General features: G+C 46.3%; 19 protein-coding genes and 4 pseudogenes. 17 read left to right on the top strand and 6 right to left on the bottom strand.

The window, feature by feature from the left end; all coding sequences use genetic code 11:
* Positions 1 to 60: 60 nt before the first annotated feature.
* The 3 genes from JCM16496_RS21925 to JCM16496_RS13120 are packed head-to-tail and all read right to left on the bottom strand — an operon-like array spanning position 61 to position 4,845.
* Entirely contained in the window at positions 61 to 1,617 is a 1,557-nt protein-coding gene (locus tag JCM16496_RS21925; RefSeq protein ID WP_128809599.1) for an HI_1054 family type III restriction endonuclease, read from the bottom strand.
* A 50-nt stretch (positions 1,618 to 1,667) separates the two neighbouring features.
* On the bottom strand, positions 1,668 to 2,807 hold the full coding sequence (locus JCM16496_RS21920) for a DEAD/DEAH box helicase family protein (RefSeq protein WP_128809598.1): 1,140 nt from the start codon (positions 2,805 to 2,807) through the stop codon (positions 1,668 to 1,670).
* Positions 2,808 to 2,811: 4 nt separating this feature from the next.
* Positions 2,812 to 4,845 (bottom strand): site-specific DNA-methyltransferase, encoded by a 2,034-nt coding sequence (locus JCM16496_RS13120; protein WP_025834816.1) that lies wholly within the window; start codon positions 4,843 to 4,845, stop codon positions 2,812 to 2,814.
* Between the two features lie 758 nt (positions 4,846 to 5,603).
* On the opposite strand from JCM16496_RS13120, the gene JCM16496_RS13115 reads away from it, so the two are divergent.
* The 8 genes and pseudogenes from JCM16496_RS13115 (at position 5,604) to aat (ending at position 11,744) form a co-directional block, all read left to right on the top strand.
* Positions 5,604 to 5,843 carry an AAA family ATPase gene (locus JCM16496_RS13115; RefSeq protein ID WP_025834814.1) on the top strand — a complete coding sequence of 80 codons (240 nt, stop codon included), beginning with the start codon at positions 5,604 to 5,606 and terminating at the stop codon, positions 5,841 to 5,843.
* A gap of 57 nt (positions 5,844 to 5,900) precedes the next feature.
* Positions 5,901 to 6,071, top strand: a pseudogene (locus tag JCM16496_RS24950) (DUF4276 family protein); the annotation flags it as partial.
* A 1-nt stretch (position 6,072) separates the two neighbouring features.
* Positions 6,073 to 6,863, top strand: a pseudogene (locus JCM16496_RS13110) (M48 family metallopeptidase).
* A 50-nt stretch (positions 6,864 to 6,913) separates the two neighbouring features.
* Positions 6,914 to 7,771, top strand: coding sequence for an SDR family NAD(P)-dependent oxidoreductase (locus tag JCM16496_RS13105; RefSeq protein WP_025834812.1), 858 nt, complete (start codon positions 6,914 to 6,916; stop codon positions 7,769 to 7,771).
* A 42-nt stretch (positions 7,772 to 7,813) separates the two neighbouring features.
* On the top strand, positions 7,814 to 8,503 hold the full coding sequence (locus tag JCM16496_RS13100; RefSeq protein ID WP_128809596.1) for a glycine zipper 2TM domain-containing protein: 690 nt from the start codon (positions 7,814 to 7,816) through the stop codon (positions 8,501 to 8,503).
* Positions 8,504 to 8,535: 32 nt separating this feature from the next.
* Positions 8,536 to 8,847, top strand: a complete 312-nt coding sequence (locus tag JCM16496_RS13095; RefSeq protein ID WP_008663802.1) for an ATP-dependent Clp protease adaptor ClpS — start codon at positions 8,536 to 8,538, stop codon at positions 8,845 to 8,847.
* A 15-nt stretch (positions 8,848 to 8,862) separates the two neighbouring features.
* Positions 8,863 to 11,102, top strand: a pseudogene (locus JCM16496_RS13090) (AAA family ATPase).
* A 4-nt stretch (positions 11,103 to 11,106) separates the two neighbouring features.
* Positions 11,107 to 11,744, top strand: a pseudogene (gene aat, locus JCM16496_RS13085) (leucyl/phenylalanyl-tRNA--protein transferase).
* Between the two features lie 7 nt (positions 11,745 to 11,751).
* On the opposite strand, the gene JCM16496_RS13080 reads toward aat, so the two are convergent.
* Positions 11,752 to 13,092, bottom strand: coding sequence for a sensor histidine kinase (locus JCM16496_RS13080; protein WP_025834808.1), 1,341 nt, complete (start codon positions 13,090 to 13,092; stop codon positions 11,752 to 11,754).
* Positions 13,093 to 13,440: 348 nt separating this feature from the next.
* Here JCM16496_RS13080 and JCM16496_RS13075 point away from each other — a divergent pair, with 348 nt between their 5' ends.
* The 6 genes from JCM16496_RS13075 (at position 13,441) to JCM16496_RS13050 (ending at position 19,335) form a co-directional block, all read left to right on the top strand.
* On the top strand, positions 13,441 to 14,652 hold the full coding sequence (locus JCM16496_RS13075; protein WP_025834806.1) for a site-specific integrase: 1,212 nt from the start codon (positions 13,441 to 13,443) through the stop codon (positions 14,650 to 14,652).
* Between the two features lie 13 nt (positions 14,653 to 14,665).
* Entirely contained in the window at positions 14,666 to 15,055 is a 390-nt protein-coding gene (locus JCM16496_RS13070) for a virulence RhuM family protein (RefSeq protein ID WP_025834804.1), read from the top strand.
* 355 nt (positions 15,056 to 15,410) lie between these two features.
* A complete protein-coding gene (locus JCM16496_RS13065) occupies positions 15,411 to 16,652 on the top strand; it encodes a primase-helicase family protein (RefSeq protein WP_128809602.1) in 1,242 nt (413 codons plus the stop codon).
* A gap of 275 nt (positions 16,653 to 16,927) precedes the next feature.
* Complete coding sequence (locus JCM16496_RS13060; protein WP_025834800.1) at positions 16,928 to 17,866, top strand: DUF8464 domain-containing protein; 939 nt, start codon at positions 16,928 to 16,930, stop codon at positions 17,864 to 17,866.
* Positions 17,867 to 18,034: 168 nt separating this feature from the next.
* On the top strand, positions 18,035 to 18,397 hold the full coding sequence (locus JCM16496_RS13055; RefSeq protein WP_025834799.1) for a MobC family plasmid mobilization relaxosome protein: 363 nt from the start codon (positions 18,035 to 18,037) through the stop codon (positions 18,395 to 18,397).
* Positions 18,394 to 19,335: a relaxase/mobilization nuclease domain-containing protein gene (locus JCM16496_RS13050; RefSeq protein WP_025834797.1), complete on the top strand. Its 942-nt coding sequence runs from the start codon at positions 18,394 to 18,396 to the stop codon at positions 19,333 to 19,335. The genes JCM16496_RS13055 and JCM16496_RS13050 overlap by 4 nt, the downstream gene beginning before the upstream one ends.
* A 163-nt stretch (positions 19,336 to 19,498) precedes the next feature.
* On the opposite strand, the gene JCM16496_RS13045 is transcribed toward JCM16496_RS13050, so the two are convergent.
* On the bottom strand, positions 19,499 to 19,900 hold the full coding sequence (locus tag JCM16496_RS13045; RefSeq protein WP_025834795.1) for a GNAT family N-acetyltransferase: 402 nt from the start codon (positions 19,898 to 19,900) through the stop codon (positions 19,499 to 19,501).
* Between the two features lie 14 nt (positions 19,901 to 19,914).
* Positions 19,915 to 20,796 (bottom strand): helix-turn-helix domain-containing protein, encoded by an 882-nt coding sequence (locus tag JCM16496_RS13040; RefSeq protein WP_025834793.1) that lies wholly within the window; start codon positions 20,794 to 20,796, stop codon positions 19,915 to 19,917.
* A 212-nt stretch (positions 20,797 to 21,008) separates the two neighbouring features.
* Here JCM16496_RS13040 and JCM16496_RS13035 point away from each other — a divergent pair, with 212 nt between their 5' ends.
* The 3 genes from JCM16496_RS13035 (at position 21,009) to JCM16496_RS13025 (ending at position 25,080) form a co-directional block, all read left to right on the top strand.
* Positions 21,009 to 21,314: a hypothetical protein gene (locus JCM16496_RS13035; protein WP_128809595.1), complete on the top strand. Its 306-nt coding sequence runs from the start codon at positions 21,009 to 21,011 to the stop codon at positions 21,312 to 21,314.
* 138 nt (positions 21,315 to 21,452) lie between these two features.
* Positions 21,453 to 23,759 carry a hybrid sensor histidine kinase/response regulator gene (locus JCM16496_RS13030; RefSeq protein WP_025834788.1) on the top strand — a complete coding sequence of 769 codons (2,307 nt, stop codon included), beginning with the start codon at positions 21,453 to 21,455 and terminating at the stop codon, positions 23,757 to 23,759.
* Positions 23,752 to 25,080 (top strand): sigma-54-dependent transcriptional regulator, encoded by a 1,329-nt coding sequence (locus tag JCM16496_RS13025; protein ID WP_025834787.1) that lies wholly within the window; start codon positions 23,752 to 23,754, stop codon positions 25,078 to 25,080. The genes JCM16496_RS13030 and JCM16496_RS13025 overlap by 8 nt, the downstream gene beginning before the upstream one ends.
* Positions 25,081 to 25,138: the final 58 nt, after the last annotated feature.

The raw sequence follows: 25,138 nt of genomic DNA, 5'->3' as shown, positions 1-25,138 counted from the left end.
AAGAAAGAACGGTACAGCCGGAATTACTGGATTCAGTGGTTCCGGCTTTACCTCACGAATCTACAAAAAGCCTAATGTTTGTTCAAACTCTCTTGTAAACTCCTCTTTCTTATGGTTTGCATTATAAAAAGGTAACCCTATCAGCACATAGTCGTTGTTGCTTTCCACTACAACATGCTTCATTCCATATCTGGCGGTGATGTCGGCCAAGAACCGTTCTTTCCACGCATCCTTTTCCAGCAATCCGTCACCCTTCGGTTCTATGAACACCTGCATATAGAGTTTGCGCCCGTCCAGTTTGTTGAGCAGCAAGAGGAAGTCCGGCTCGAAAGCTTCTCCCCGGTCGTTGTAAATCTTATAGACTTCCTCATTGCGCAACAAAGTCACATGGTCGTAGCTGCTCTTCAAATTGCCTATATAGCCTTTGATGAGTTCTATTAACGAACGCTCCTCACTGGTACCCCAAAAGTTGTCCAAAGCATACCACTCTTTTTCTTTCAAGTCTTGGGCCAACCGAAGGTTCTCCTCTCTTCCCTCCTTGTTCTCGTCTATCAGCTTCTCTTTTGTATCGGGAAAACAATCACTGAGCCGTTTTAGATGGAATTTGCTCCCCACATAAGGCTGGTCGAAAACGTCTATCTCCGCCTCCACCTTTTGGAAGAACCGGATAAGGATTTTCAGTTTGTCCTTGTTCGATATTTGATGGAGGGACGATGTCTCTTTTCCGCATACGATGCTGATGCTCAGGTTGCCTAGGTATTGCCCGAAGAACTCTTTCATGCCTTGCACCCGGAATCGTTGGCGCAGATGGTCGAACTTCAGCAGGGAATCGGCTTTCATCGTTGCCACCCGCCAAGCCTTGTAGGCGATGTGCCGCTCAAATTGGGAAAATGCGCGGGTAATCGTAGTGCTGTCGGTTGTAGTGACCATGCGTATTTCGCGCTCGTCACTTTCCGATTCAAAGTCAGGTTTCGACTCTTCCACGGTATCAGAATCCAACCGATAGACAAACGACCAGTTATCTGATGGAAACTCTGCCCGTTTTCGATTGGGATTTTCTATGCGTTCGTTTACGAATAGGAGAGTGTTCTCCAAATCTTTCTTCACATCAGGCTTGATGCTGAAGCGGTAGTTCTTGCGTCGGTCTGTCACGATGCCTTTTTCCTTCAGTCCCCTTATCAACTCGCTGATGTAGCGGTGCTCGTTTTCGCTATGGAAATAAAACTCTTCGAGCACACGAAGCTCGTTCGTCAAGTCATCATCAAACCTACGCCTATTACCCGTCACCCCATTTACCGGAAACGGGAAATAGCGCACGCCACGACCTATGAGCTGTATCTCCGAAGTGGTGTTGCTGCCGCTTTTCCGCGCTCCGGTCTTGGTGGTGGTCTCATCGCGCCCGTTGTAGAGGCGCACTATGTCGTAGAGGTTCTTCACATCCCATCCCTCGGTGAGGCGTTGCACGGTGAAGATGCCCCGGATGGGATTGGTTCGCTCCTCCAGACTGTTGAGCAGGCGGTTGATGTCCTCATCGGTTTTCTCCGTCTTGGTCTTGTTGCTCTTGCTGTTGGTCACCAGCACATTACGTCCAGTAAAGTTGTCTTGCAGATATTCCACTATCTCCTGCTTGGAGATGCCCTCCTCCCTTATGAAGCGGCGAATGTCTATCAGCTACTGGCACCGCGCCTGTAGGTTTCTTCGCCATCAAAGAGGTCAGCCTTCACGATAGGCTCGTCCACAAAGCAGAAATCCTGCGGCTGAAGTTCCTTTATCAGTTTCAAGAAATCGGTGTATGCTTGGTTGGACTCCTCGATGGTGCGGCTACGGAAAAGCATTACGGGTTTGAAATTTTCTATCCCGTATTTCAATGCGATGCGGTGGCGATACCAGTTGAAAAGCAATGCCTGCAAGATGCGTTTCCTCACATCGTAGGAAGAGGAAATCAAGTTCAGCTCCTTGGTACCCTTCTTCAGTACGAAGTCTTTGAGGTCGAACTTGGCAATCAACTTGTCCTCGTATTTCTTTCGGACGGCTTCATCGGCAGGGATGGTGGCGGTAAATTCGAGCAGCACATTGCGGTTGCCGTGTTGTTGTTCCTTTTCTTGTCCTTTCCAGCCTTTGTACAGCAGATGCCAGCTCACGGTGGCCTCCCACGAACGCTCCACGTCACCGGCGGCACTCCGGTCGGTCAGTTCCTTTTCAAAAGCATCGCTCAAAACATTTGCCCTCGTCAGGCTGTTCAGGTGGTGGGCTTCATCGCCCATCAGCACAATGTCCCTACGCTGGAGGTCACTGAGGATCAAAGCGTTTTCTCCCTCCTTATAGATTTCGTTGTGGAGTTTCTGAATGGAAGTGAACTTTATTTGCAAATCATCGGTATAACTGCTGAACACGTCCACCCCGCGGATGTTCACCACCTGTCCGTCTATGTGAATCGTATCGCTGAACAAATACTTGGGATGAGACTTCTGTATGAAGTTCTCCTGCGTTTTGCCCACTATCACCGTTTGGTTCACAAAGAAGATGAAGTTGCGGTAGCCCTGCTTGTAGTAATAGAGCAGTAAGGCGGCCATCAGCAAGGTTTTTCCCGAACCGGTGGCCATGTTGAACATCAGATGATTGGGCGTGTCCGCCTCGCCTTTCTGCTTGCGGATTTGCTCATTGAGCAGAAAGTTTTCCAAAGCCGTGCGTTGCCATTCAAAGAGAGGATAACGCAGGTTGTCGGTGATATAGGCGTAATCCTTGGGGTGCGGCTTGGTGAGTCCCAAGTCGAATGCCTTTTCCTTCAAGGTTTGATAGAGTACCATACGCTTATAATTGTTTGTAGAAGTTATCTGTCAACACGATGTCTTCGGAGGTAAGCCCGAATTGCTCATCATTCATCTCGTCACGGTTCACCCACATTTGGTTGAGGTCGAGCATACGGGCAAAGATTTCTTTCTGCCGTTCCAAAGGCAAGGCTTTGAAGGTATCTTCGCGCATCACCCGTTCTTCAAACTCTTTCACGTTGAGGTTGTAGTGCAGGAAATAGCGTTGACTCAGGGTGGTGAACAACGCAACCAGTTCATCGTAGCTCCGTGTGGCGGTAATCAGTTCCATGGCCTGCTCGTTCTTCTTGGCAAGTTCCAGATAGACAAAGGAACCGCCGCCTTGCCAATGGACGGATTTGGAAATGCCGCCCTGCTCGCCAGAGATGACTTTTTGGAGACGGGTAAGACATAGGCTTTCAATATAGTCCATTTGTTCAATTCCGATATATTGTCGGTTGAGCTTGTGGGCAACGGCGGCGGTGGTGCCGCTGCCTAAGTGATAATCCAGTATTATATCATTTTCTTCTGACATTGAAAGAATGATATTACCGATTAATAACTCTGGTTTTGGATTATCAAATGCCTTTTCATCATTATCGATGTTGAACAATTTTCGCAATTCATCTGTTGCATCTTGATTTTGCCCCCAATCCAATAACAAATCCGTGATGGTCTTTCCTGACAATTCCTCTTCCTTTGTTTTGAATCGCCTAAAAGAGCATCTTTCTGTTATGTACATCAAATCATTAGAACAAAATTTATCAATTTCTTTCTGACTGACCCGATATTTTGCCTTTGCACGAAATGAGTTGATAGTCCTACCATTTTTAATTACTACATCATCCAAAAATGTGGTAGTCATTGTTTTGTTTTTATAATCTCCTGATTTGATGAAGTAGTTATCAACACCCATAAACCGGATTCCAGCAGGTATTTCTCGTATTGATATATTATTGTCCGCATTATCTATACGTTTAGTACTATCTGAAGTCTGTCCTAATTGTAATTTGTCGACACATGATTCATCTTTTGCATAAATAAGAATAGATTCCATTACTCCTGCAATTCTAGATAAAAAAGAAGGCTGTTTCTTTTTCTTCCAATGCAAGTTTCCTATAAAATTCTTACGACCAAACACCTCATCTAGTAAGATATGCAGATATGGCATCTCTGGTGTACCAACAATCCCATTGGCGTTACTTCTACTTGTATCAATAGACAATACTATCAACCCATCATTACTTAATAAGTTTTTGGCTATTTCAAGTCTGTTCTTCATGAAGGATAACCATGAAGAATGGCTAAAGGAATCATTATATTTAAAACCATCTTTCCCCGTATTGTACGGCGGGTCAATATAAATCAGCTTCACCCTCCCCGCAAACTCCTTTTGCAGGGAGTGCAGAGCCAGCAGGTTGTTCCCTTTGATAAGCAAATTGTCGGTAATCATCCCGTTTTCATCCCGATGAAAATCCGTTACGGGATGCTCGCCCTCGCTATCATAACACCGGGCATGGGTAAACGCTTTGGGAGCAAAGAGCTGGTCTATCTCATCGCGAGCCAGCACTTCGTTGTAAAACACTTCACGCCGTTTGTTCAACGTCTCTTTGTAATCCTTGCTACCGGCATCGAAACCGAATGAAGCATCCGTGCCCTCCTCGGTGCTTTGACCGCCTTCGAGTACGCAATCTTTGAAAGGGAAGTTCAGCACCACTTCTCCCCTATCCATCAGGGAGCTGTCGCCCAGATACAACCCGATTTGTTGACCCAAATATGCAGAATAAGAGTTATGGGATGAACTGTAGTTGATGAATTCCTTGAAGGCGCGTTCGTTGAACACCGTTGCTTCGCCTATCTGTTTGAAGAAGGCGGCGCGAGTTTTTTCGTCTGCCAAGAGCTTGGCAATCAGTTCGGGCTTCAAGGCGTTGACATCTTCCAGCAATTGGGGGATGCGCAGACCGTAGCCGTCTTCGGTGGCATAGCCGCCCTGCTTGAGCAACTCTTCGGTGTAGGCTTTCAATCCGTTGTTTTCCATGTGGGACTGTTGTTTATCATGGAGCAGCAGCCATCAAATCCCATACACGCTTCTTATGCCCCGCATCTGTCTATACTATAAGATATAAGAAGGGTGTGAGCCTTCTTATTGCGTTCTGCGAGGTAGCGTAGGAAATGAAACCTCTCCACTCTAAATAAGATACCCACACCCAATCCAGGTTGTGAGCACTTCTATAATTAGAGTGGACGGTTCATCCTATACGGAATGTCCCTTACCTATTATCTTCGGTTGTTCTTATATCTCTTAAAAGTTTCCTACGCTTTTAGCAGAACGCGAAATAATAGCTAATGCTTCACTATGTTACTAATACGTTGTTTTTAAATTCACTAATTTATGGAAGGCGGGCGTTGCCGCCAGCCTTCACTCCAGCGGCAAAGATAATGCTTTTTGGGATAAACTTCATATAAATCACCCGTCAAACTATGGCAAAAAACTTCTGAAGTATCAATGAAAAACATTCCAAGTGCAGGGGATAAAGTTGGAGAAGATAGGGAAATAGTTCTGTTTTAGCCCTTGGTTTTTCTATCCCAAGGCTTGGGATAGAAAACCAAGGCTTGGGACGCATATCCCCAACCTTGGGACACACTTTGTGCAACGACCGTCTATTCCTACGACTCTAACTACCACTAATTCAAAGGATATTAGGCAAGAAATCTTCCGAAGGGCTTGACTTTTTATCACAACTAACGTAAAAATCGAAGATTTTTATCTATGTTTGTGGAATAAAAGCATTGAGTATGATAGAACAAATCTTTATAGAAAACTACAAATCTATCCGTAAAGCAAAGATTAAGTTAAACAACCTGAACGTATTGATAGGCTCCAACGGTGTAGGAAAGAGTAACTTCGTCTCTTTCTTTGAGTTGGTGCAAGCCATGCTGAACCAGCGTTTGGGGAGCTACATTCTCAGCCGAGGAGGCATCGAACGTATGCTATACCAAGGAAGAAAACAAGCAAACCGTATTCCACAGACTTGATACAGAAGAACTGGCAGCTTGGATTGATGAGCACAATATCGACGACATCTCAATACAACTCCCAAAGGTGCGCCTTCCAAACGAATCATAACAATCAAGGATGATTATGACAAGGTATTGGAGGGTAACTTAATTGCATTGGAAGTCGGATTTGCCAAGATAATAGAGAAATGTCCACGGTTCAAAGCATGGATAGAAAGACTGGTTGAATCGTGTAAAAACAATTGATATGAAGAAACAAATTGCAGTATTGGCCGCTTCACTGCTTATGCTGGCAGGATGTGGCTCCGTACCCGTCACCGGACGGAAACAAGTGCTTTTAGTGTCGGACCAGGAAGTATTGACCTCCAGCCTGACGCAGTATAAGGACTATATGAAGAGTGCTCCCAAGTCAAACTCCGCGGCACAATCGGCTATGGTGACACGCGTTGGAAAAAGGATTGCAGCCGCCACCGAGCAATACCTGAAACAGAACGGACTGGCCGATGAAGTGAAAAACTTCTCATGGGAATTCAATCTGGTAAAGGATAATCAGGTAAACGCTTTCTGCATGCCCGGTGGAAAAATCGTAGTATATGAAGGACTGATGAAATTGGTTTCCTCGGACGACGAACTGGCGGTAGTCATCGGCCACGAAGTGGCACACGCCGTAGCTAAACATAGCAATGAACGCATGAGCCAACAAATACTGGCACAATACGGTGCACAAATATTGAACCAATCGCTGTCACAAAAAAGTGCCGCTATGCAGACCATTGCCAATCAAGTATATGGCGTCGGTGCACAATACGGAGTAATGCTGCCTTTCTCCCGCAAACACGAAACGGAAGCCGACTACATGGGACTCATTTTCATGCGCATGGCAGGATATAATCCAGACGTAGCAATCAAGTTCTGGCAGAAGATGTCGGCAGGCAGCAGCGCCAAAGTGCCCGAACTGATGAGCACACACCCCAGCGACACACGCCGCATCAGCGATATACAGAAGCATTGCCGGAGATTAAGGCTAAATACAGATAGCAGTTACAAAGGATATATGGAAACGTTAAACAATAAAACCGGAAACATATATGGCCGATAATTATCTTGAAAATCAGTACGAACAATACCAGGCACGCAAAGCAGCTTGGGAGAAAGCGAAAAAATCCGGTAAGGCACAAACGCTACATAAGCCGACACTTCCCCTCAAAAAAGACGGAAAGAAAGTTTTCGTTACCGGAGGTGCAGGGGGTATTGGCAAAGCCATTGTAGAAGCCTTCTGCAAGCTTAATTACCAAGTAGCCTTTTGTGACAAGAATGAACTGAAAGGGCAGCAAACCGCCCAAGCCACCGGAGCACAATTCTATCCCGTCGACCTAAACAGCAAAGAAGCATTGGAACTGTGCCTGCAAAATATTTTCAAGGAATGGGGAGATATTGACATTATTATAAACAATGCCGGCATCAGTGAATTCTCTCCCATCACAGAAACGAGTGTGGAGACGTTCGATAAAATATTGTCTGTGAATTTACGTCCGGTATTCATTACTTCACATGCGTTGGCAGTACACCGCAAAAGTCAAAACAACACGAATACCTACGGAAGAATCATTAATCTCTGTTCTACGCGCTATCTGATGAGTGAACCGGGCAGTGAAGGATATGCAGCTTCCAAAGGAGGCATCTATTCGTTGACGCATGCGTTGGCTTTATCGCTTGCAGAGTGGCATATCACGGTCAACTCCATCTCTCCGGGCTGGATTCAGACACACGATTATGAACAATTACGGGCAGAAGACCATTCGCAACACCCCTCCGGACGGGTTGGCAAACCGGAAGATATTGCCCGTATGTGCGTATTCCTATGTCAAGACGAAAACGACTTCATCAATGGCGAAAACATAACCATTGACGGAGGCATGACCAAAAAGATGATTTACTGGGAATAGCCCTTTTATAAAACAATCTGTCCAACATAATAATTATAGGATATGCACATGAAAAAGTCTTTTATAGGAATCCTGGCAGCAACCATCATCCTCAGCGGATGCGGCACAAGCCAGATGGCTGCAGGCGACCCTAACGCAGTGCTCGCAGGAGCTGCCATCGGAAGTAATGTAGGCGGTGCCATCGGCGGGCTGATAGGTGACAGTAACGGAGGCTGGCGAGGAGGATACCGGGGTTCCGCCATCGGCACCATCATAGGAACTATTGCGGGAGCTGCCATTGCCAATGCAGCCACAGCCCCCAAAAAGCAGGAGGAGTACAGCTACCGGATAGAAAGGACACAGCCCTATCCCCCGCAATCCGGAAGACAGCCGCAAGCATCGGCCATCGACCACCTGAGGATACGGAATATACGTTTCATTGACGACAGCCGCGACCACGTCATCAATTCGGGCGAAAACTGTAAAGTGATTTTTGAAATCATGAACGAAGGAAACAAAACAGCCTACAACGTAGTGCCGGTGGTGGCGGAAACCACGGGCATGAAGCGTATTTACATATCGCCGTCGGTCATGATAGAGCAAATAACTCCGCACAACGGTGTGAAATACACCGCCAACATCAGTGCCGGAGAACGGATAAAGACGGGTAACGTCACCATACGCATAGCCATAGCCGACGAGTACGGAGACGAATATGACTGGCAAGAGTTTTCGTTGCCCACACAACGGTAGAACAATGTCTTAATAGTAGTTTTTAAAAAGAAATGGAACAACAGCAATCTTCTTTCAAAGAAAAAGAACGCATAGAATTACGGGAACCCCGACGCTTCAAAGTCACCATCTACAATGATGACTTCACCACCATGGAGTTTGTGGTAAAGGTACTCACCACCGTCTTTTACAAATCATCGGTAGAAGCGGAAACACTGATGCTGCAGGTGCACAAGAGCAACTCCGCGGTAGTGGGCATCTACTCATACGACATCGCCCACTCCAAAGTACAGAAAGCCACCCGCATGGCACGCAATGAAGGTTTCCCCCTCCGGCTCACCGTCACCCCGGAGGAAGAAGAATAAGAAGAAAGAAACAATATGGATATAAAAAATACGATATTCGTAAACCAAGCATTCGCTTCCGCACAAAGAAAAGCCGAGTCTTACCGGCACGAGTTCATCATGCCCGAACATCTGCTGAGCGCATCATAGAGCAAGACCCATTCATCCACACCCTGCAAGATACCTTCTACAATTATGTGGAGCTCAGCATCTCGCTGGAAAACTATCTGACGGAAGAAGTGGAAACTATCCCCGATAATGTGGAATACGAGTTGGGACTTTCCGCCCAGCTCAGCTCACTCCTGCAACATGCCTACATGGTGACAGAGTATTCCAGCGCCGAAGAGCTGGGTGTTCCCCATCTGATACAAGGCTTGCTGCAACTGGAAGATTCCTGGGCATGCCATTTCCTGAAGGAAGCAGTCGGCGGCGACCTGCCCGAATTCCTCAGTCTGCTCATTACCCACTACGAGGAAGCTGAGCTGGCAGAAGAAGCAGGCGGTGTACAATCCCCCGATGAACAAGAGAAAACAGAACCGTGGCGTAACTACGTGACCTGCCTCAACGACCGCCTGGCAGACCACAACCCGCTTATCGGCAGGGAGATGGAGTTGGAGCGAACCATACAAGTGCTCTGCCGCAAAGAAAAGAACAACCCGTTGCATGTGGGCGAACCCGGCGTAGGCAAAACAGCCCTTGCCTATGGGCTTGCCGCCCGTATCGAAGCGGGCAACGTTCCCGAACGGCTTGCCGGCTTCCGCATTTATGAGCTGGACTTGGGCAGTCTACTGGCAGGCACACAATATCGCGGCGATTTCGAGAAGCGGCTGAAAAGTATCATGGAAGGCATCGGTCGTGAGGGAAATGCCATCGTCTACATCGACGAGATACACAACCTGATAGGCGCCGGACGCACGGGCGAAGGCTCCATGGATGCCTCCAACATGCTGAAGCCCTATCTGGAAACCGGGGCAATACGTTTCATCGGCTCCACCACCTACGACGAGTACAACCGCTACTTCGCACGCAGCAAGGGACTGGTACGCCGCTTCCAGCAGATAGACATACTGGAACCGAGCATTGAAGAAGCCATACATATCGTAGAAGGTCTGAAAGAGAAATACGAAACCTACCACGGCGTCACCTACGAGCTCGACGTCATCCCCTACGCCGTAAAGGCAAGCGCCCGCTACATCAGCGACCGTTTCCTGCCCGACAAAGCCATCGACCTGGTGGACGAAGCAGGAGCTTACCGGGAAATACATCCCACAGACTCCGGAGAACAGACCGTGGACAAGGCACTGATAACCGACATACTGGCACGTACCTGCAAAGTCAATGCCCTTGCCATGAAAGAGGACGACACCGTCGCCTTGGAAAGCCTGCACGAACGCATCAGCTCCCGCATCTACGGGCAGGAAGAAGCCGTCCGTCAGGTGGTGGAAGCTGTACAAATGTCCAAAGCAGGACTGCTGGACGAAAACAAACCGCTGGCAAGCCTGCTCTTTGTAGGCCCCACCGGAGTAGGAAAAACCGAAGTAGCCAAAGTGCTCGCCGCCGAGCTGGGCATCGCCCTACAACGTTTCGACATGAGCGAATATACCGAAAAGCATACCGTAGCCAAACTGATTGGCTCGCCTGCCGGCTACGTGGGTTACGAGGACGGCGGCCTGCTGACCGACGCCATACGCAAGACCCCAAACTGCGTGTTACTGCTCGATGAAATAGAAAAAGCGCATCCCGACGTATTCAACATCCTGCTGCAAGTAATGGACTATGCCGTACTGACCGACAACAAAGGGCGGAAAGCCGACTGCCGCCACGTAGTCCTCATCATGACCTCCAATGCCGGAGCACAATATGCCCGCCAAGCGTCCATCGGCTTCAACAGTCAGGTCACCGCCGGAGAAGCCATGCTGAAACAAGTAAAGAAAACCTTTAAGCCCGAATTCATCAACCGCCTCTCTGCCACGGTAGTCTTCCATGACATGGACCGCCCGATGGCATCACTTATCCTCGACAAGAAACTCGGAGAACTAGGCAGCAAGCTGTCTTCCCGCCAGGTGGAAATGGAATTGAGCCAGGAAGCACACGAATGGCTGCTCCAACGGGGATTTATCCCCGAATACGGCGCCCGGGAGATGGACCGCGTGATAGCTGCTCACCTGAAACCCTTGTTGATGCGAGAAATTCTGTTCGGCACATTGAAGGCAGGAGGAAAAGTCCGCGTGCAAGTGGAAAACGGAGCATTGAAACTACAACCCGCAACCGAATAACGATATGGTCTTTCAACTGACGGATAAACTTGCTTTCCCCGACCCTCACTACGGCGACCCCGACGGATTGCTCGCCGTGGGCGGTGACCTATCCATCGACCGCCTTATCCTGGCGTACTCCAACGGCATATTCCCCTGGTACGCCTTTCGGGAAGAACTGATACAATGGTGGTGCCCGATGGACCGTTTCGTCATCTTTCCGGACGAAATCCATATCTCCCACTCCATGCGTACGCTCATCAACAAAGGAAAGTACGAGGTCACCTTTAACGAAGCTTTCAGTGACGTCATACAAGCCTGCGGGGAGTTACGGATGGAACAAGAAGGCGCCTGGCTCGGAAAGGAGATGATGAAAGCCTATACACACCTGCACGAACAAGGATTCGCCGCCAGCGTGGAAGTATGGGAAGAAGAGCAATTGGTAGGTGGGCTGTACGGAGTGACCCTGGGACGTTGTTTCTTTGGAGAGAGCATGTTCTCACTCGTTCCCAGCGCCTCGAAGCTGGCCCTCATCCATCTGGCCCAATTCTTCAGGGAACATGGAGCGTCATGATAGATTGCCAGTTCGAAACCCCTCACCTCAAAACAATGGGAGGCAGGCATATCAGTTACGACGAATATATGACATACATCGAACAATAAAACAAAATCATTCGGCACACGGATGCCTGAACCAAAAACGGCTGCCGACTCCCAATTCCGACTCAGCACCGATAGTCCCGCCAAGATGCTCAATGATACTTTTACAGATAGACAAGCCTAAACCCGTGCCCTTCGCAAAGGTATTGAGCTTTACAAAGCGGTCGAACACAGTAGCCACGGCATCCGGAGCAATACCCATACCGGTGTCCGTCACAGAAAACTCTATCTGACCGGTACCTTCCACCGGATGATATTCCAAAAGGATTTGCCCTTCACTGGTGAACTTCAAAGCGTTGTTTATAAAATTGGTGACCACCTGCATCAGACGTTTCTTGTCGGTATAGATACGGTAATCGGGCAAGTCGGGAGCCAACAGAACCGGCACAGCCTTGTCTTCCTTTATATCATAGTTGCGCATCACATCCTTACAGAAGTCACTGACATCCACATACCCCATATTATAATCGAGTGTTCCCGCTTCTATCTTTGCCAAATCCAGAATGTCGGATATCAGTTGCAAGAGCAGTTCCGTATTCTCCTGCATGATGGCAAGGTATTCCTGGCGTTCTTCCCTATCGTCCAGTTCGGCAATGATGCTTGCAAAACCGACAATGGAATTGAGCGGAGTACGGATTTCATGACTCATATTGGCCAGGAAAGCAGACTTCAAGCGGTCCAGATGTTCGGCCTTATCCTTGGCGATCCGCAATTCCTCCTCTATCTTTTTCTGATGGTCGATATCCACACTGGTAATGACATGCGCCATCTGCCCGTCCACCCAAGCAAAGGCTGCACTGAACACGCGAAACCAACACTTGTCAAATGGCCGTTGATAATCCCACGAATAGACTTTGGTAGGGTGTCCGTTTTCATCTATCAAATGCCTCTTTGGGCAGAACTCACACTCCCCCGTCTTATCCGAGTAGAGGGCCTCCCAGCATTTTTTCCCCCAGAAATGCTCGATACCGCCATATGGTTCCGCCATAGACCTATTGGCATACAACATATCGTGGGAATCGAAAGAGTTGACGTAAATATCAACGCCCATATTATTCATGATACTGCCTAATGTATTGCTGGCCCTCACTTCTCTTTCCTTATATTCCCTGACCGCAATTTCCTTAGAGAACGAGCCCAGCAAGAGATGAATGATTTGCAACTCCTCTTCCGTGAGACAGGTCTCTTCCTCCCTGCCTGCAAAACCTATGAATCCGATGATTTTACCCTCAGTATCTTCAAAATGCCTGATTAACAAAGAATCCTCACCGTAGAAATCAAGAATGTCAATATCGTCCCATGAAGCATCCGCATTTCTGTTTCCATAGAAAGGTTTATCCCGGGCTTTCATGGCATCGACATGCTCCTTTTTCAACTCTCCCATATCGAAACGAGGTTTCATAGTCCCACCTTCATTTCCAATCGTTTCTTTCAATAAAATAAAACTCGATTTATGCCAACAAAAGTCACTGATAGACAAATAATTCTTTGTCAGTGGTTTATGCTACATTCTTCATTGCTTTGCAGAATTGGTAAAACGTAAAGTTATGCATATCGCAGAAACGGTTAGGTTTCCAAATCGTAACCCTGCAATTTTGCATATTTGATAACCTTGTGTTTGTTTTGCGCCGTTTTGCGTAGGTTTGCTTTCAGCCATTTAGCGCATGTGAAACTAAATTTGCAACCAAAAAAGAACGGTATGAGAGCAACATTCAAAATCCTGTTCTTCGTGAACAGAAGCAAGGAGAAAAACGGCATTGTCCCCATCATGGGACGAGTGACAATCAACGGGACACAGGCACAGTTCAGTTGTAAGTATTCCATTGCGGTTGAGCAGTGGGACACCAAGGCGAACAAGGTGAAGGGCAAAAGCAAGGAAGCCCGTGACATCAACTATGCCCTCGACAACATCAAGGCGCAAATCATCAAGCATTACCAACGCATATCGGACAAGGAGGCGTATGTGACGGCAGAGATGGTTCGGAACGCCTATCAGGGTATCGGCACGGAATATGAAACCGTGCTTCGTGCCTTTGACAAGCATAACGAGGACTTCGCCAAGCGCATAGGTAAGGACAGGGTCAAGGAGACATACTACAAGCACACGATAGCCCGTACCCATGTTGCCAATTTCATCAAGTATTACTACAAGCGCAATGACCTCGGCATGAACGAGCTGACAGAAGATTTCATGAACCAGTATTGCATCTATCTCCGTAACGAAGTGGGAGTCCAACAGTCCACCGTCAAACTATATTGCACGACATTGAAGTCCATCGTTTCCCATGCGCACAAGAACGGGATGATACCGAGAGACCCTTTCGCCAACTGCCGTGTCAGCGGAGGGACGAAAGAACGTGAGTTCTTGACGGAGGATGAAGTACAGACGCTGATGTCACACCGTTTCAACGATCCTGCCCTGACGCAGGTACGGGATATTTTTGTCTTCGGGTGTCTGACGGGAATCTCGTTCATTGATATAAAGAACCTGACCACCGACAACCTTGTCACCATAAACGACAGCCTTTGGATTTCATCGGCACGTCAGAAAACGAAGATACCGTTCCGTGTGAAACTGATGGAGAGTGCCCGTAAAATCATTGACCGTTACGAACCGTTCCGTTGTGGCAACCGTCTGTTCAATGTTTACCGTAACGGCTGGACAAATGTCCTGCTGAAACAGATTGCGGAAGAATGTGGGATAAACAAGCGGTTGACCTTCCACATGAGCCGCCATTCGTATGCGGTGATGGCTATCTCAAACGGTATGCCGATTGAAAGCGTAAGCAAGATTTTGGGACATACCAAAATCACCACCACCCAGCATTACGCAAAGATAACTACCGAAAAACTGGATAAGGACTTGTCCGTTCTTGAAAGAAAAATCGGTGATAAGATGAAACTGGTATAAAATATAGATAGAGATGAATATGATAAGAGGTATCATAATAATGGGTGAATCCGGCAACATCATTATGCCGGATAATGTCGCTGACATTTGGATGAACGAGCCTGAATTGGTGGAACTGTTCGGGGTGATTGCCCCGACACTTCGTGCTGCCATCAGAGCCATATATAAAAGCGGTGTCCTGAAAGAATACGAGGTTCAGAAGTATATCCGATTGGAGAACGGTTATCATGCCGATGTGTTCAGGTTCCCGATGGTGATTGCACTCGCTTTCCGCATCAATACTTTTGGTGCGGAACAAGTGCGCAATGCCGTTCTTGAAAGACTGTACTTGCGAAAAGAGAAAACAAGCATCTTCTTTTCGCTGGGTGTCAATGGCATGAACGCATCACAGTATCAGGCATGAATTATGTTGTGATTGTAACCGCAAAATCTACAAACATCTATATGCCAATCTATTGCCGATAAAAGGTATTATCAGTAATACGTATTGCTGATAAAACGTATTAGTGGTAAGTTGAACAAACGTCTTACCGTATTACCATTAATACGTATAACACAAAAACCCGAAGAAACAGCCATTGAAATGGTGCTTCTTCGGGCTTGTTTTTGCTTTTTCACTCGTTTTTTATCCACGGATTGCTCACTTTTTGATTGCAAAGTATTTTTTGCTGCGTTCTGCTGCGATTTGCGTATCAGCCTATCCGATAAATGCCTATACTTTTGTGGCTGACATTTTACCAAACTAAAATCGAATGAAAATGACAGCTAAAGAATCGAAAGGCAGCCACCGACCGCCTACGAACAGCGGCATGGCAAAGGAGGAGTTCATCCGAGTGGGTACAACCCTCTACAAATTGGTGAACCAGCCCCGCCTGAACGGGGGCTATGTGAAGAAACGCATCGTGTGGAACAACGAGACGCTCCGGCAGGACTACGGCAAACACTATCTTGCCAACGTGCCGAAGTATGACGGCTTCTGCACCGTACCCGAACACGTGAGCTATCAGTCAGTAATCGGCAAGTTCCTCAACCTCTACGAACCGATAGACCACAAGCCGATGGAGGGCGATTTTCCCTCTATCCGCTCATTGGTGGAACACATCTTCGGGGAGCAATACGAGTTGGGGATGGACTATCTGCAACTGCTCTACTTGCAGCCCATACAGAAACTACCCATTCTGCTGTTGGTATCGGAGGAACGGAACACGGGTAAAAGCACATTTCTGAACTTCTTGAAAGCCCTGTTTCAGAACAACGTGACGTTCAACACCAACGAGGATTTCCGTAGCCAGTTCAATTCCGACTGGGCAGGGAAGCTCCTTATCGTGGTGGATGAAGTGCTGCTGAGCCGCAGGGAGGACAGCGAGAGGTTGAAGAACCTGAGCACGACACTCTCATACAAGGTGGAAGCCAAAGGCAAAGACCGTGACGAGATAGCCTTCTTCGCCAAGTTCGTGCTGTGTTCAAACAACGAGTACCTGCCCGTCATCATTGAGGCAGGGGAAACACGCTATTGGGTGCGCAGGATAGACCACTTGCAGTCGGATGATACCGACTTCCTGCAAAAGCTAAAAGCCGAGATACCTGCTTTTCTCCACCATTTGCAGTATAGGCAGTTATCCACCGAAAAGAAAAGCCGTATGTGGTTCGCTCCCTCACTGCTGCATACCGAAGCCTTGCAGCGCATCATCCGCAGCAACCGCAACAGATTGGAGATAGAGATGCACGAACTTATCCTTGACATTATGGACAGGGTCGGTATGGATACTTTCTCGTTCTGCCCCGATGACATTCTTGTCTTGTTGGCAAATTCGCATGTCAAGGTAGAAAAGTATCAAGTGCGGAGGGTCTTGCAGGAGCGTTGGAAGCTGAAACCAGCCCACAATACCCTCACATATACCACCTATCAGGTGGATTACACGAGAGAGTGCCGCTATGCGCCCAAACGTACGACAGGGCGGTTCTACACAGTGACAAGAGAGTTTTTGGAAACACTATGATTCTTTTTTGATGAATTGATGAATAAGAATATAATAGTATTGAATATCAGTAGAATATATCATCATCAAACCTTAATCAAGAATAAGATGCTGATGAAAAGAGAAAACAGTACGGACAGCCCATGCCGACATCGCAAATGATGATTTTCTCTTTTCGCAAGCAATTTGATGAATGTATGATGAGAGTATATAATTCTATATATCAATACATTAAATATGCGAATCATCAAAACATCGTTTTATCAACTATCATCAAATCCGTAGGAATATACATTATGACCATACAAGAAGCAAAACAAATCAACATTGCAGACTATCTGCAAAGTCTGGGCTATTCGCCCGTAAAACAGCAAGGCGAAAGCCTGTGGTACAAATCACCTTTCCGGCAGGAGAAAGAAGCGTCATTCAAGGTGAACACTAACCGCAACCTGTGGTTCGACTATGGGCTGGGTAAAGGTGGCAACATCATCGCACTGGCGCAGGAACTCTATTTTTCCGACCATGTGTCTTATCTGCTCCGTAAGATAGCGGAACAGGCTCCACACGTCCGCCCCGTTTCTTTTTCCTTTCACCAACAGGCATCCGAACCATCCTTCCAACAGCTGGAGGTCAGGGAACTCACGCATCCGGCATTGCTCCGCTACTTGCAGGAACGTGGGATAGACACCGTACTGGCGAAGCCGGAATGTAAGGAACTGCACTTCATCCATAACGGCAAACCTTATTTCGCCATCGGCTTCCCAAATGTGGCAGGAGGGTTTGAAGTGCGTAACCAATTTTTCAAGGGATGCATCGCACCGAAAGACATCAGCCACATCCGGCAGTCGGGAGAACCGAGGGAGAAATGTCTGGTATTCGAGGGCATGACGGATTATCTCTCTTTCCTCACGCTCCGCACGAGAAACTGCCCGACCATGCCCAATCTTGACGGGCAGGATTATGTCATTCTCAACTCCACCGCCAACGTGCCGAAAGCCATAGACGTGCTGCACGGGTACGGGCGCATCCACTGCCTGCTCGACAATGACAAGGCTGGGAGAAAAGCGTACCAAGAGCTGACAATCGAGTTTGACGGATGCATCCGAGATTTCTCGCACAACTATCACGGGCATAAAGACCTGAACGATTTTCTGTGCGGCAAGCGGCAGAATTTAACCGTTAATCCACCGCCCCGAAACATCGTTAAACCGAAGAAAAAAGGGTTCGGATTATAAAGCATCAAACGAGAAAAAACGGGAGTTGCTCAAAATTGATTCGGTTAGAATCGTGGGGTAGCAAGTTTGTGTTTCGGGACACCCGAAACCGCTTGTCACCCGTCCCCCGAATATCAGGGGGCGGCATCCCGTTGGTCTATTCATTAACTATACTGACAATACTTAGAAATGGAACATAAGGAAGACAAGAAACACAACAAAGGCGGTCGCCCGAAGAAAGGGGCAACCGAGAAACTGACATACCGTGTGGCGGTGAAGCTGGCGGCTGCCGACTACTTCCGTCTGATGACACGGGCGTATGAAGCCGGAGTGTCATCGAGCGAATACATGAGGGAGTGTTTCCGAAACGGTCATGTGAAGGGACGGCTGTCGGAGGAACATGCCGCCCATGTGCGTAACCTGTGCGGCATGGCTAACAACCTGAACCAGCTTGCACGCAAGGCGAATGCAGGGGGCTTCTATGAGGAACGTGACGACTGCAAGGTTGCAGTGGCAAGAATCCATGAACTCTTAACCAAGATAGGGATATGATGGCGAAAATCGTACACGGCAGCAATTTCAAGGGTGTGGTGGACTACATCCTTGACAAGAACAAGGGAGTGCAGTTAGTGGCTCATGAGGGCTTGTTCATGGAAAACAAGGATACCATCGCAATGAGTTTCAACATCCAGTCGCAGATGAACGTCAAGGTGGCGAAGCCTGTCGGACATATCGCCCTGAGTTTCTCCAAAGAGGACGAACCTCGGCTAACAAACCGTGTTATGGCAGGGATAGCACTTGAATACATGGAGAAGATGGGCATGCGCGACACGCAGTTCTTCATCGCCCGCCACTTCGACAAGGAGCATCCGCACGTGCATATCGCCTTCAACCGCATAGGCAATGACGGCAGTACAATATCGGACAGAAACGAACGGTTGCGCAGCACCCGTATCTGCAAAGAACTTACCTTGAAATACGGTCTGCATATGGCTGGTGGCAAGGAAAACGTCAAGCGCAACCGGCTGAAAGAGCCTGACAGGACGAAGTACAGGCTGTACGACATACTGAAAACGGAAGTCGGCAGGTGCGGCAACTGGGACGTGCTTGTCGCCAACCTGCACCGTCAGGGCGTGAAAGTCCGCTTCAAGCACAAGGGGCAGACAAATGAAGTGCAGGGCGTGATTTTCACCATGAACGGTTACCACTTCAACGGCTCCAAAGTGGACAGGCGTTTCAGCTATTCCAAGATTGATGCAGCCTTACAGCGCAACCGGCATGAGGAACGCATGAACCTAAAGCCGAAAACCTATACAGCAGATACGCCAAGCGTAACTTCCAACACTGTAAGAGGTGAGCTTTTCAGCGGCTCATTGGGATTGCTGAATGGTTACGGTTCATCCGGCAACGCTACCGATGTGGAAGCCAATCAGGAAATGGCGGAGATATTGCGCAGGAAGAAGAAGCGCAAACGGGGGATGAGGTTGTAATCACCCTTACTACCTGTCTTTATAATAGAACATAGTTCATATCAATAGCCAAACATATTAGCCCTTACCCGAGGATGAGGGCTGACCAAAAAAACTGAAAATAAAATGCTGGTGTCCATCAATAATTAATTGCAATGGACACCAGCATTTAAGAAGTCTGTTATTATAGATGTCTTATTTGCATGGCTGCGCCATCCTCTAAAATACTAAAACCGTGTTTTTTATAGAATGAAATATTCTTACTTTCATCTGGCATTAGGTTGATGTATAAAAAATCTTTATATTTATCTTTTACCTTGTTTAATAGTTTGGATGCAATGCCATTTCCTTGATAGTCAGGATGAACTAAAAGATAATGGAGGTATGCAACCATTCCTCCGTCATCTAAAGCACGAATCAGTCCGACAAGTTTATTTTCATCCCACGCCGTGATTACTGTCTGTGACTTCTTCAGAGCATTTGTCAAACGATGTGGATATTTTCCTGATAACCAATTAACAGACAAGAACAATTCTTCAATCTGTTCTTCTGTGAAATCTTTAGAATTTTTATAAATGATATTCATGGATATATATGTTTTTAATAAATCTCTCTGAACTCGACAGGTAATGTTCCCGTTTGACGTTTGAAGAATTTCACAAAATATGAAGGATCTTCAAACCCCAGTAAAAATGCAATTTCTTTGACTTTAAGATCTGAGTAAAACAATTGCCTTTTCGCCTCCAATATAATTCTATCATTAATGATTTTCAGAGGCGTGGAATGAGAACTTTCGTACACACTGTTTGTTAGGGTTTTTACAGAAACATTCAAATGGTTCGCATACTCCTTTACTGTGTGCATTTGTTTATAATGATGTTCCAGCATTTGACGAAATCTAATAAAAGTGCGATTAGATGAATTATTAACACACAATGTATTTCCTTTCCCTCTATTTCCTGCACGTTGTATTTCAATCAGAAATAGTTTTACCAAATATTTCAAATAATCTCTATGAGCAAACACCTCCCCGTTTGCAACCTCGTTGTCCATCATTCTAACGATACAATCAAGGCTTTCCGCAACAGTTTCCGAAATGTCAAAATATGGAACCATATCAAATGCGTTGAATATATTATATTTCAGAAATACATTTTCGCTACTGCCTTCATCCGAAAGAAAACTTTCATTAAAATGCAAAATTATACCTTTTTGCCTGTTCTCTTTGTCGAAAAAATGTATTTGACCAGGTGATATAAAAAACATTGAATTGTTGCGTATAGGGTATTCTTTGAAATCAACAGAATGTATACCATAACCATCCTTAAACCATAAAATCTGATAAAATCCATGCAAATGTGCTTCAAACGGGTGGTTCCCGTTGGTAGCAAAGAATTCTGTCATATCCAATAGTTCGAATTGGATATTGGATTTTTCTGTTTCATTCAGCCGATATAAAGGCAACGATTCGTTTTTTTTCATAACAAAGAGAATGTTATTCTTAATTTGAATACAAAGATAGCTCATTCTTAATGAAAATCAGTGGTAAATTCAAGTAGTGTAATGGTAAATTCATATACCAATACACATCATCTTTTGCCGATTTCTTAAATTTACCATTCTTTCTCCTTTTTCTACAGTTAGTGTGGTTTAAGAATACCCTAATTTTGCATCGTCTAAAATTAAAAATAAATATGGCAACAGAAAAAAAGATTGGAGCTTTCCTTGAAATCACAATGAAGGTGAATGAAAGCGACCGTACTGCCGCAGCAGCAGTGTACACTAAGTATCGTCAACCATTCCTCGACAACATTGCCGGGGCAGTAAGCAAGCAGTTGCTTGTGCGCGAAGATGACGTACAGGTTCTTCATGGATTTACCTCTTTAGCAGAGGCAGAAGGTTACCTTACTTCCGACCTCTTTAATCAAGACGTCGTGATAGAATTGAAACCCTATTTCCAAGCAGCACCAGATGTTAGAATCTACAGTGTGGTAGGATAAAGTGTGGTTTCATCAAGATAATAATGTAGATAGTCTTGTTGAACACGTTTGTTCTCTACTAAAAATGGAGGCTCCTTTCCTATTTTGCAAATTGGGAATGGAGCCTTTTTTAAGACGGATAAATATTCAATTGAATAGATGCGATATTTTCACAATATAGTCGTATTTGGCAACTTCTTGATTATGTTACTAATCGGAGGTATAATCTATATATGGTATCAAGAATGGCAAGAAATTGAAATATTAGAAATTAGCAATCAACAGATAGATAAATTTAGAAATGAGGTAAATTATATTCATATTCGGCTGATAGAATTTTCTTTGTTGGGAGAAACGGTTTTGGATTGGGATGAAACGGATTTGGAAAATTATCATGCCCAGCGTATTGCATTGGACAGCACATTATGCCTTTTCAATAAAATTCATTCGATTGAGCGTATTGACTGTGTGCGCTGTCTTTTGGAGGATAAGGAACGACAGATGTTCCAAATAGTTCGGTTAATAGATGAACAGCAATCCATCAGCAATAAAATTTCCAATCAAGTACCTGCCATTGTGCAGGAAAGTGTAAAGAAACAACCCAAGAAACCAAGACGAAAAGGTTTCTTAGGCATCTTTGGTAAGAAGGATGAAGCAAAGCCAACGACAACAACTATGATGCTTCATTCGCTCAATCGAAACATGGTCAGCGAACAGAAAGTACAAAGCCGTCGATTGTCGGAACAAGCCGACAGTCTTGCGGCTCGTAATGCAGAACTTAACAGACAGTTGAGAGGGCTAATCTGCCAAATAGAAGATAAGGTACAAGCCGACCTGCAAAATCGGGAAGACGAAATAGTAACCATGAGAAAAAAATCATTTATGCAGGTAGGCGGTTTGATGGGATTCATTCTTTTTTTGTTGGTCGTTTCCTATATTATCATACATCGTGATGACAAACATATCAAGCGATATAAACGTGAAACGGAGGGCTTGGTTTCCCAACTGAAAGAATATGTCAGTCAGAATAAAGAGTTGATAGATTCACGCAAGAAAGCCATGCACACCATTATCCATGAATTACGAACACCGCTTGCCGCAATTCACGGGTATGCCGAACTGATACAGAAAAATAACGCTGAAACGAAGATAGACCGATATTCAGAACATATCCGCCTGTCCTCCCAACGGATGCTTGCCATGCTAAACTCGTTGTTGGAGTTCTTCCGTTTAGACAACAGCAAGGAACAGACAGTTTCCATTCCTTTCAGACTGGAAGACATTGCCAAAACCTTAAAAGTCGAATTTCAGAACATGGCTGAAAGCAAGAACTTGTGTCTTGCCATTGAAAACAATACGGATATTGTGCTGACGGGTGATAAAAACCGCATCCTGCAAATCGGGAACAATCTGCTTTCCAACGCAATCAAGTTCACGGAGCATGGCGGTATTGCTATGATATCCGACTATAGCAACGGAGTTCTGACGCTTGTCGTTGAAGATACGGGTACAGGCATGACAGAGGATGAACAGCGATGTGTATTCAACGCATTTGAACGTCTTTCCAATGCCACGACACAAGACGGTTTCGGCCTTGGGTTGTCTGTCGTGAAACGGGTTGTTAATATGCTGGACGGTACAATAGACTTGCAGAGCGAGAAAGGAAAAGGCAGCCGATTCACGGTCAGATTGCCGATGTCTGCTGACGATACGGTATTGGAAGAAAAATTACAGGATATGACAAACTGCCATATTTCAAACTCGTGTTCCGTCCTGGTGCTTGATGACAATGAAACGCTGCTATCCATGATAAAGGAGATGTATGCCTATGCAGGTGTCCGTTGTGATACACTTGATAACGTAAGCGACATGATGGAAGCCATGCGCAAGCGTAATTATGACCTGCTTGTCACCGACATGAAGATGCCGGAGATGAACGGCTACGAGGTATTGGAACTGTTACGTTCCTCGAACATAGGCAATTCAAAGGACATTCCCGTAATAGTGGCTACCGCTTCCGGCAGTTGCGATACGGAGGAACTTATGGCAAAAGGATTTGCCGGATGCCTGTTCAAGCCTTTTACTTTGGAGGAACTGATTGATGTCACAGAAAATGCACGGAAAATAAAGCCCGATGCTGATTCCCCCGATTTGAACTCTCTGCTGGCTTATGGTGACAGTCGGGCAATGCTTGACAGGTTGATTGCTGAAACGGAAAAGGATATGCAGGAATTCAGCAAGGCAGGAACAGACCTTGATAGAAAGGCATTGGAAGGTTTGTCACACCGTCTGCGGAGTTCGTGGGCAGTTATCCGTGTTGACAATTCCTTATGGCATTTATACAGCTGCATACAATCCGAATGTTCCGATAAAGAACTGCAACAGGCGGTTAAAGCCGTATTGGAAAAAGGAGATCTGATTATAGAACTGGCTAAGGAAGAAAGGAGAAAATGCGACAATGGATAAAATGAAGATAATCGTGGTGGAAGACAACCCCGTATATAATACTTTTGTATGCAGACTATTGGCTAATAACGGCTTCAAGACAGAACAGGCATACCACCTGTCATCCGCAAGGAAAACTTTAATGAATGCAGACAATGACGATATAGTCCTTGCCGACCTGCGTCTGCCTGACGGGGAAAGCATCGAACTGTTGAAATGGATGCGTGTCAATGACAAACGGCAGGCGTTCATCATCATGACCGACTACGCAGCAGTGCATACGGCTGTGGAAAGTATGAAACTCGGTTCATTGGACTACCTCCCCAAACAATTGGTGGAGGACAAACTCATTCCGCTTCTTCATTCCATTATCAAGGAACGTGAACAGAAAAGGCAACGCCAAGTCCCGATATTCATACGGCAGGGAGAAGCGTACCGCAACATTATGAAACGGGTACACCTTGTTGCACCCACCCGTATGAACGTCTTGATATTGGGTGAGAACGGCACGGGCAAGGAGCATATTGCCCAAGCCATCTATGCACAAAGCCGCTTTTCCGACAAACCTTTCGTGGCGGTGGATTGCGGTTCACTTGCTCCTGCACTTGCCCCATCCGCATTTTTCGGTCATGTCAAAGGAGCGTTCACTGGTGCGGACTGCAACAGGACGGGATATTTTCAGGAAGCCGAGGGAGGTACATTGTTTCTTGACGAGGTGGGCAACCTGACAATAGAGATGCAACAGATGCTCCTTCGTGCCATACAGGAAAGAAGCTACCGTCCTGTCGGGGCAAAAGGAGAAAAGACCGCCAACGTGCGGATAATCGCCGCCACCAACGAGAATCTGCATGATGCCGTCAGGGAAAAGCGTTTCCGGCAGGACTTGTTATACAGGTTGCAGGAATATGTTATCACCATACCTCCGTTGCGTGATTGTCAGGAAGACATCATGCCGTTGGCTGAATTCTTCCGTGAGATAGCCAATGAAGAACTTGGACGGAGCGTCAGAGGTTTTGACGCTTCCGCCCGTAAAGCCCTGCTCACCCATACATGGTCGGGCAACGTGCGTGAATTGAAACAGAAGATACAGGCGGCAGTCCTGCACACGGAAAGCGACATGATAACCGATGCAGACTTGGAACTAAGTTATGAATCCGTATCTTCTTCCACGGTTAGTTTCGCCTTGCGGACGGCAGAAGAGGAAAAGGAGCGAATCATACGGGCTTTAAAACAGGCAAACGGCAACAAGATACTTGCCGCCAAACTTCTCTCTATCAGCAGGTCAATGCTGTATACCAAGATTGAGGAATACGGGATAAAGGTTGAGAAGACTTTCAAATGAAGCAAAGAAAAATACGCCAACTTGATGGTTTTCGGATTTTTATTGCTAATTTTGCATT

The sequence above is a fragment of the Bacteroides rodentium JCM 16496 genome (genome assembly GCF_000614125.1).
Classification (GTDB): Bacteria; Bacteroidota; Bacteroidia; order Bacteroidales; family Bacteroidaceae; genus Bacteroides; species Bacteroides rodentium.
This window is presented reverse-complemented; position numbering and strand designations above follow the sequence as displayed.

Bases quoted from the DNA above. Each gene is read 5' to 3' on its own strand.
- JCM16496_RS21920 (WP_128809598.1), bottom strand. From the start codon at position 2,807: ATGGTACTCTATCAAACCTTGAAGGAAAAGGCATTCGACTTGGGACTC.
- JCM16496_RS13120 (WP_025834816.1), bottom strand. From the start codon at position 4,845: ATGGAAAACAACGGATTGAAAGCCTACACCGAAGAGTTGCTCAAGCAG.
- JCM16496_RS13115 (WP_025834814.1), top strand. From the start codon at position 5,604: ATGATAGAACAAATCTTTATAGAAAACTACAAATCTATCCGTAAAGCA.
- JCM16496_RS13105 (WP_025834812.1), top strand. From the start codon at position 6,914: ATGGCCGATAATTATCTTGAAAATCAGTACGAACAATACCAGGCACGC.
- JCM16496_RS13100 (WP_128809596.1), top strand. From the start codon at position 7,814: ATGCACATGAAAAAGTCTTTTATAGGAATCCTGGCAGCAACCATCATC.
- JCM16496_RS13095 (WP_008663802.1), top strand. From the start codon at position 8,536: ATGGAACAACAGCAATCTTCTTTCAAAGAAAAAGAACGCATAGAATTA.
- JCM16496_RS13080 (WP_025834808.1), bottom strand. From the start codon at position 13,092: ATGAAAGCCCGGGATAAACCTTTCTATGGAAACAGAAATGCGGATGCT.
- JCM16496_RS13075 (WP_025834806.1), top strand. From the start codon at position 13,441: ATGAGAGCAACATTCAAAATCCTGTTCTTCGTGAACAGAAGCAAGGAG.
- JCM16496_RS13070 (WP_025834804.1), top strand. From the start codon at position 14,666: ATGAATATGATAAGAGGTATCATAATAATGGGTGAATCCGGCAACATC.
- JCM16496_RS13065 (WP_128809602.1), top strand. From the start codon at position 15,411: ATGACAGCTAAAGAATCGAAAGGCAGCCACCGACCGCCTACGAACAGC.
- JCM16496_RS13060 (WP_025834800.1), top strand. From the start codon at position 16,928: ATGACCATACAAGAAGCAAAACAAATCAACATTGCAGACTATCTGCAA.
- JCM16496_RS13055 (WP_025834799.1), top strand. From the start codon at position 18,035: ATGGAACATAAGGAAGACAAGAAACACAACAAAGGCGGTCGCCCGAAG.
- JCM16496_RS13050 (WP_025834797.1), top strand. From the start codon at position 18,394: ATGATGGCGAAAATCGTACACGGCAGCAATTTCAAGGGTGTGGTGGAC.
- JCM16496_RS13045 (WP_025834795.1), bottom strand. From the start codon at position 19,900: ATGAATATCATTTATAAAAATTCTAAAGATTTCACAGAAGAACAGATT.
- JCM16496_RS13040 (WP_025834793.1), bottom strand. From the start codon at position 20,796: ATGAAAAAAAACGAATCGTTGCCTTTATATCGGCTGAATGAAACAGAA.
- JCM16496_RS13035 (WP_128809595.1), top strand. From the start codon at position 21,009: ATGGCAACAGAAAAAAAGATTGGAGCTTTCCTTGAAATCACAATGAAG.
- JCM16496_RS13030 (WP_025834788.1), top strand. From the start codon at position 21,453: ATGCGATATTTTCACAATATAGTCGTATTTGGCAACTTCTTGATTATG.
- JCM16496_RS13025 (WP_025834787.1), top strand. From the start codon at position 23,752: ATGGATAAAATGAAGATAATCGTGGTGGAAGACAACCCCGTATATAAT.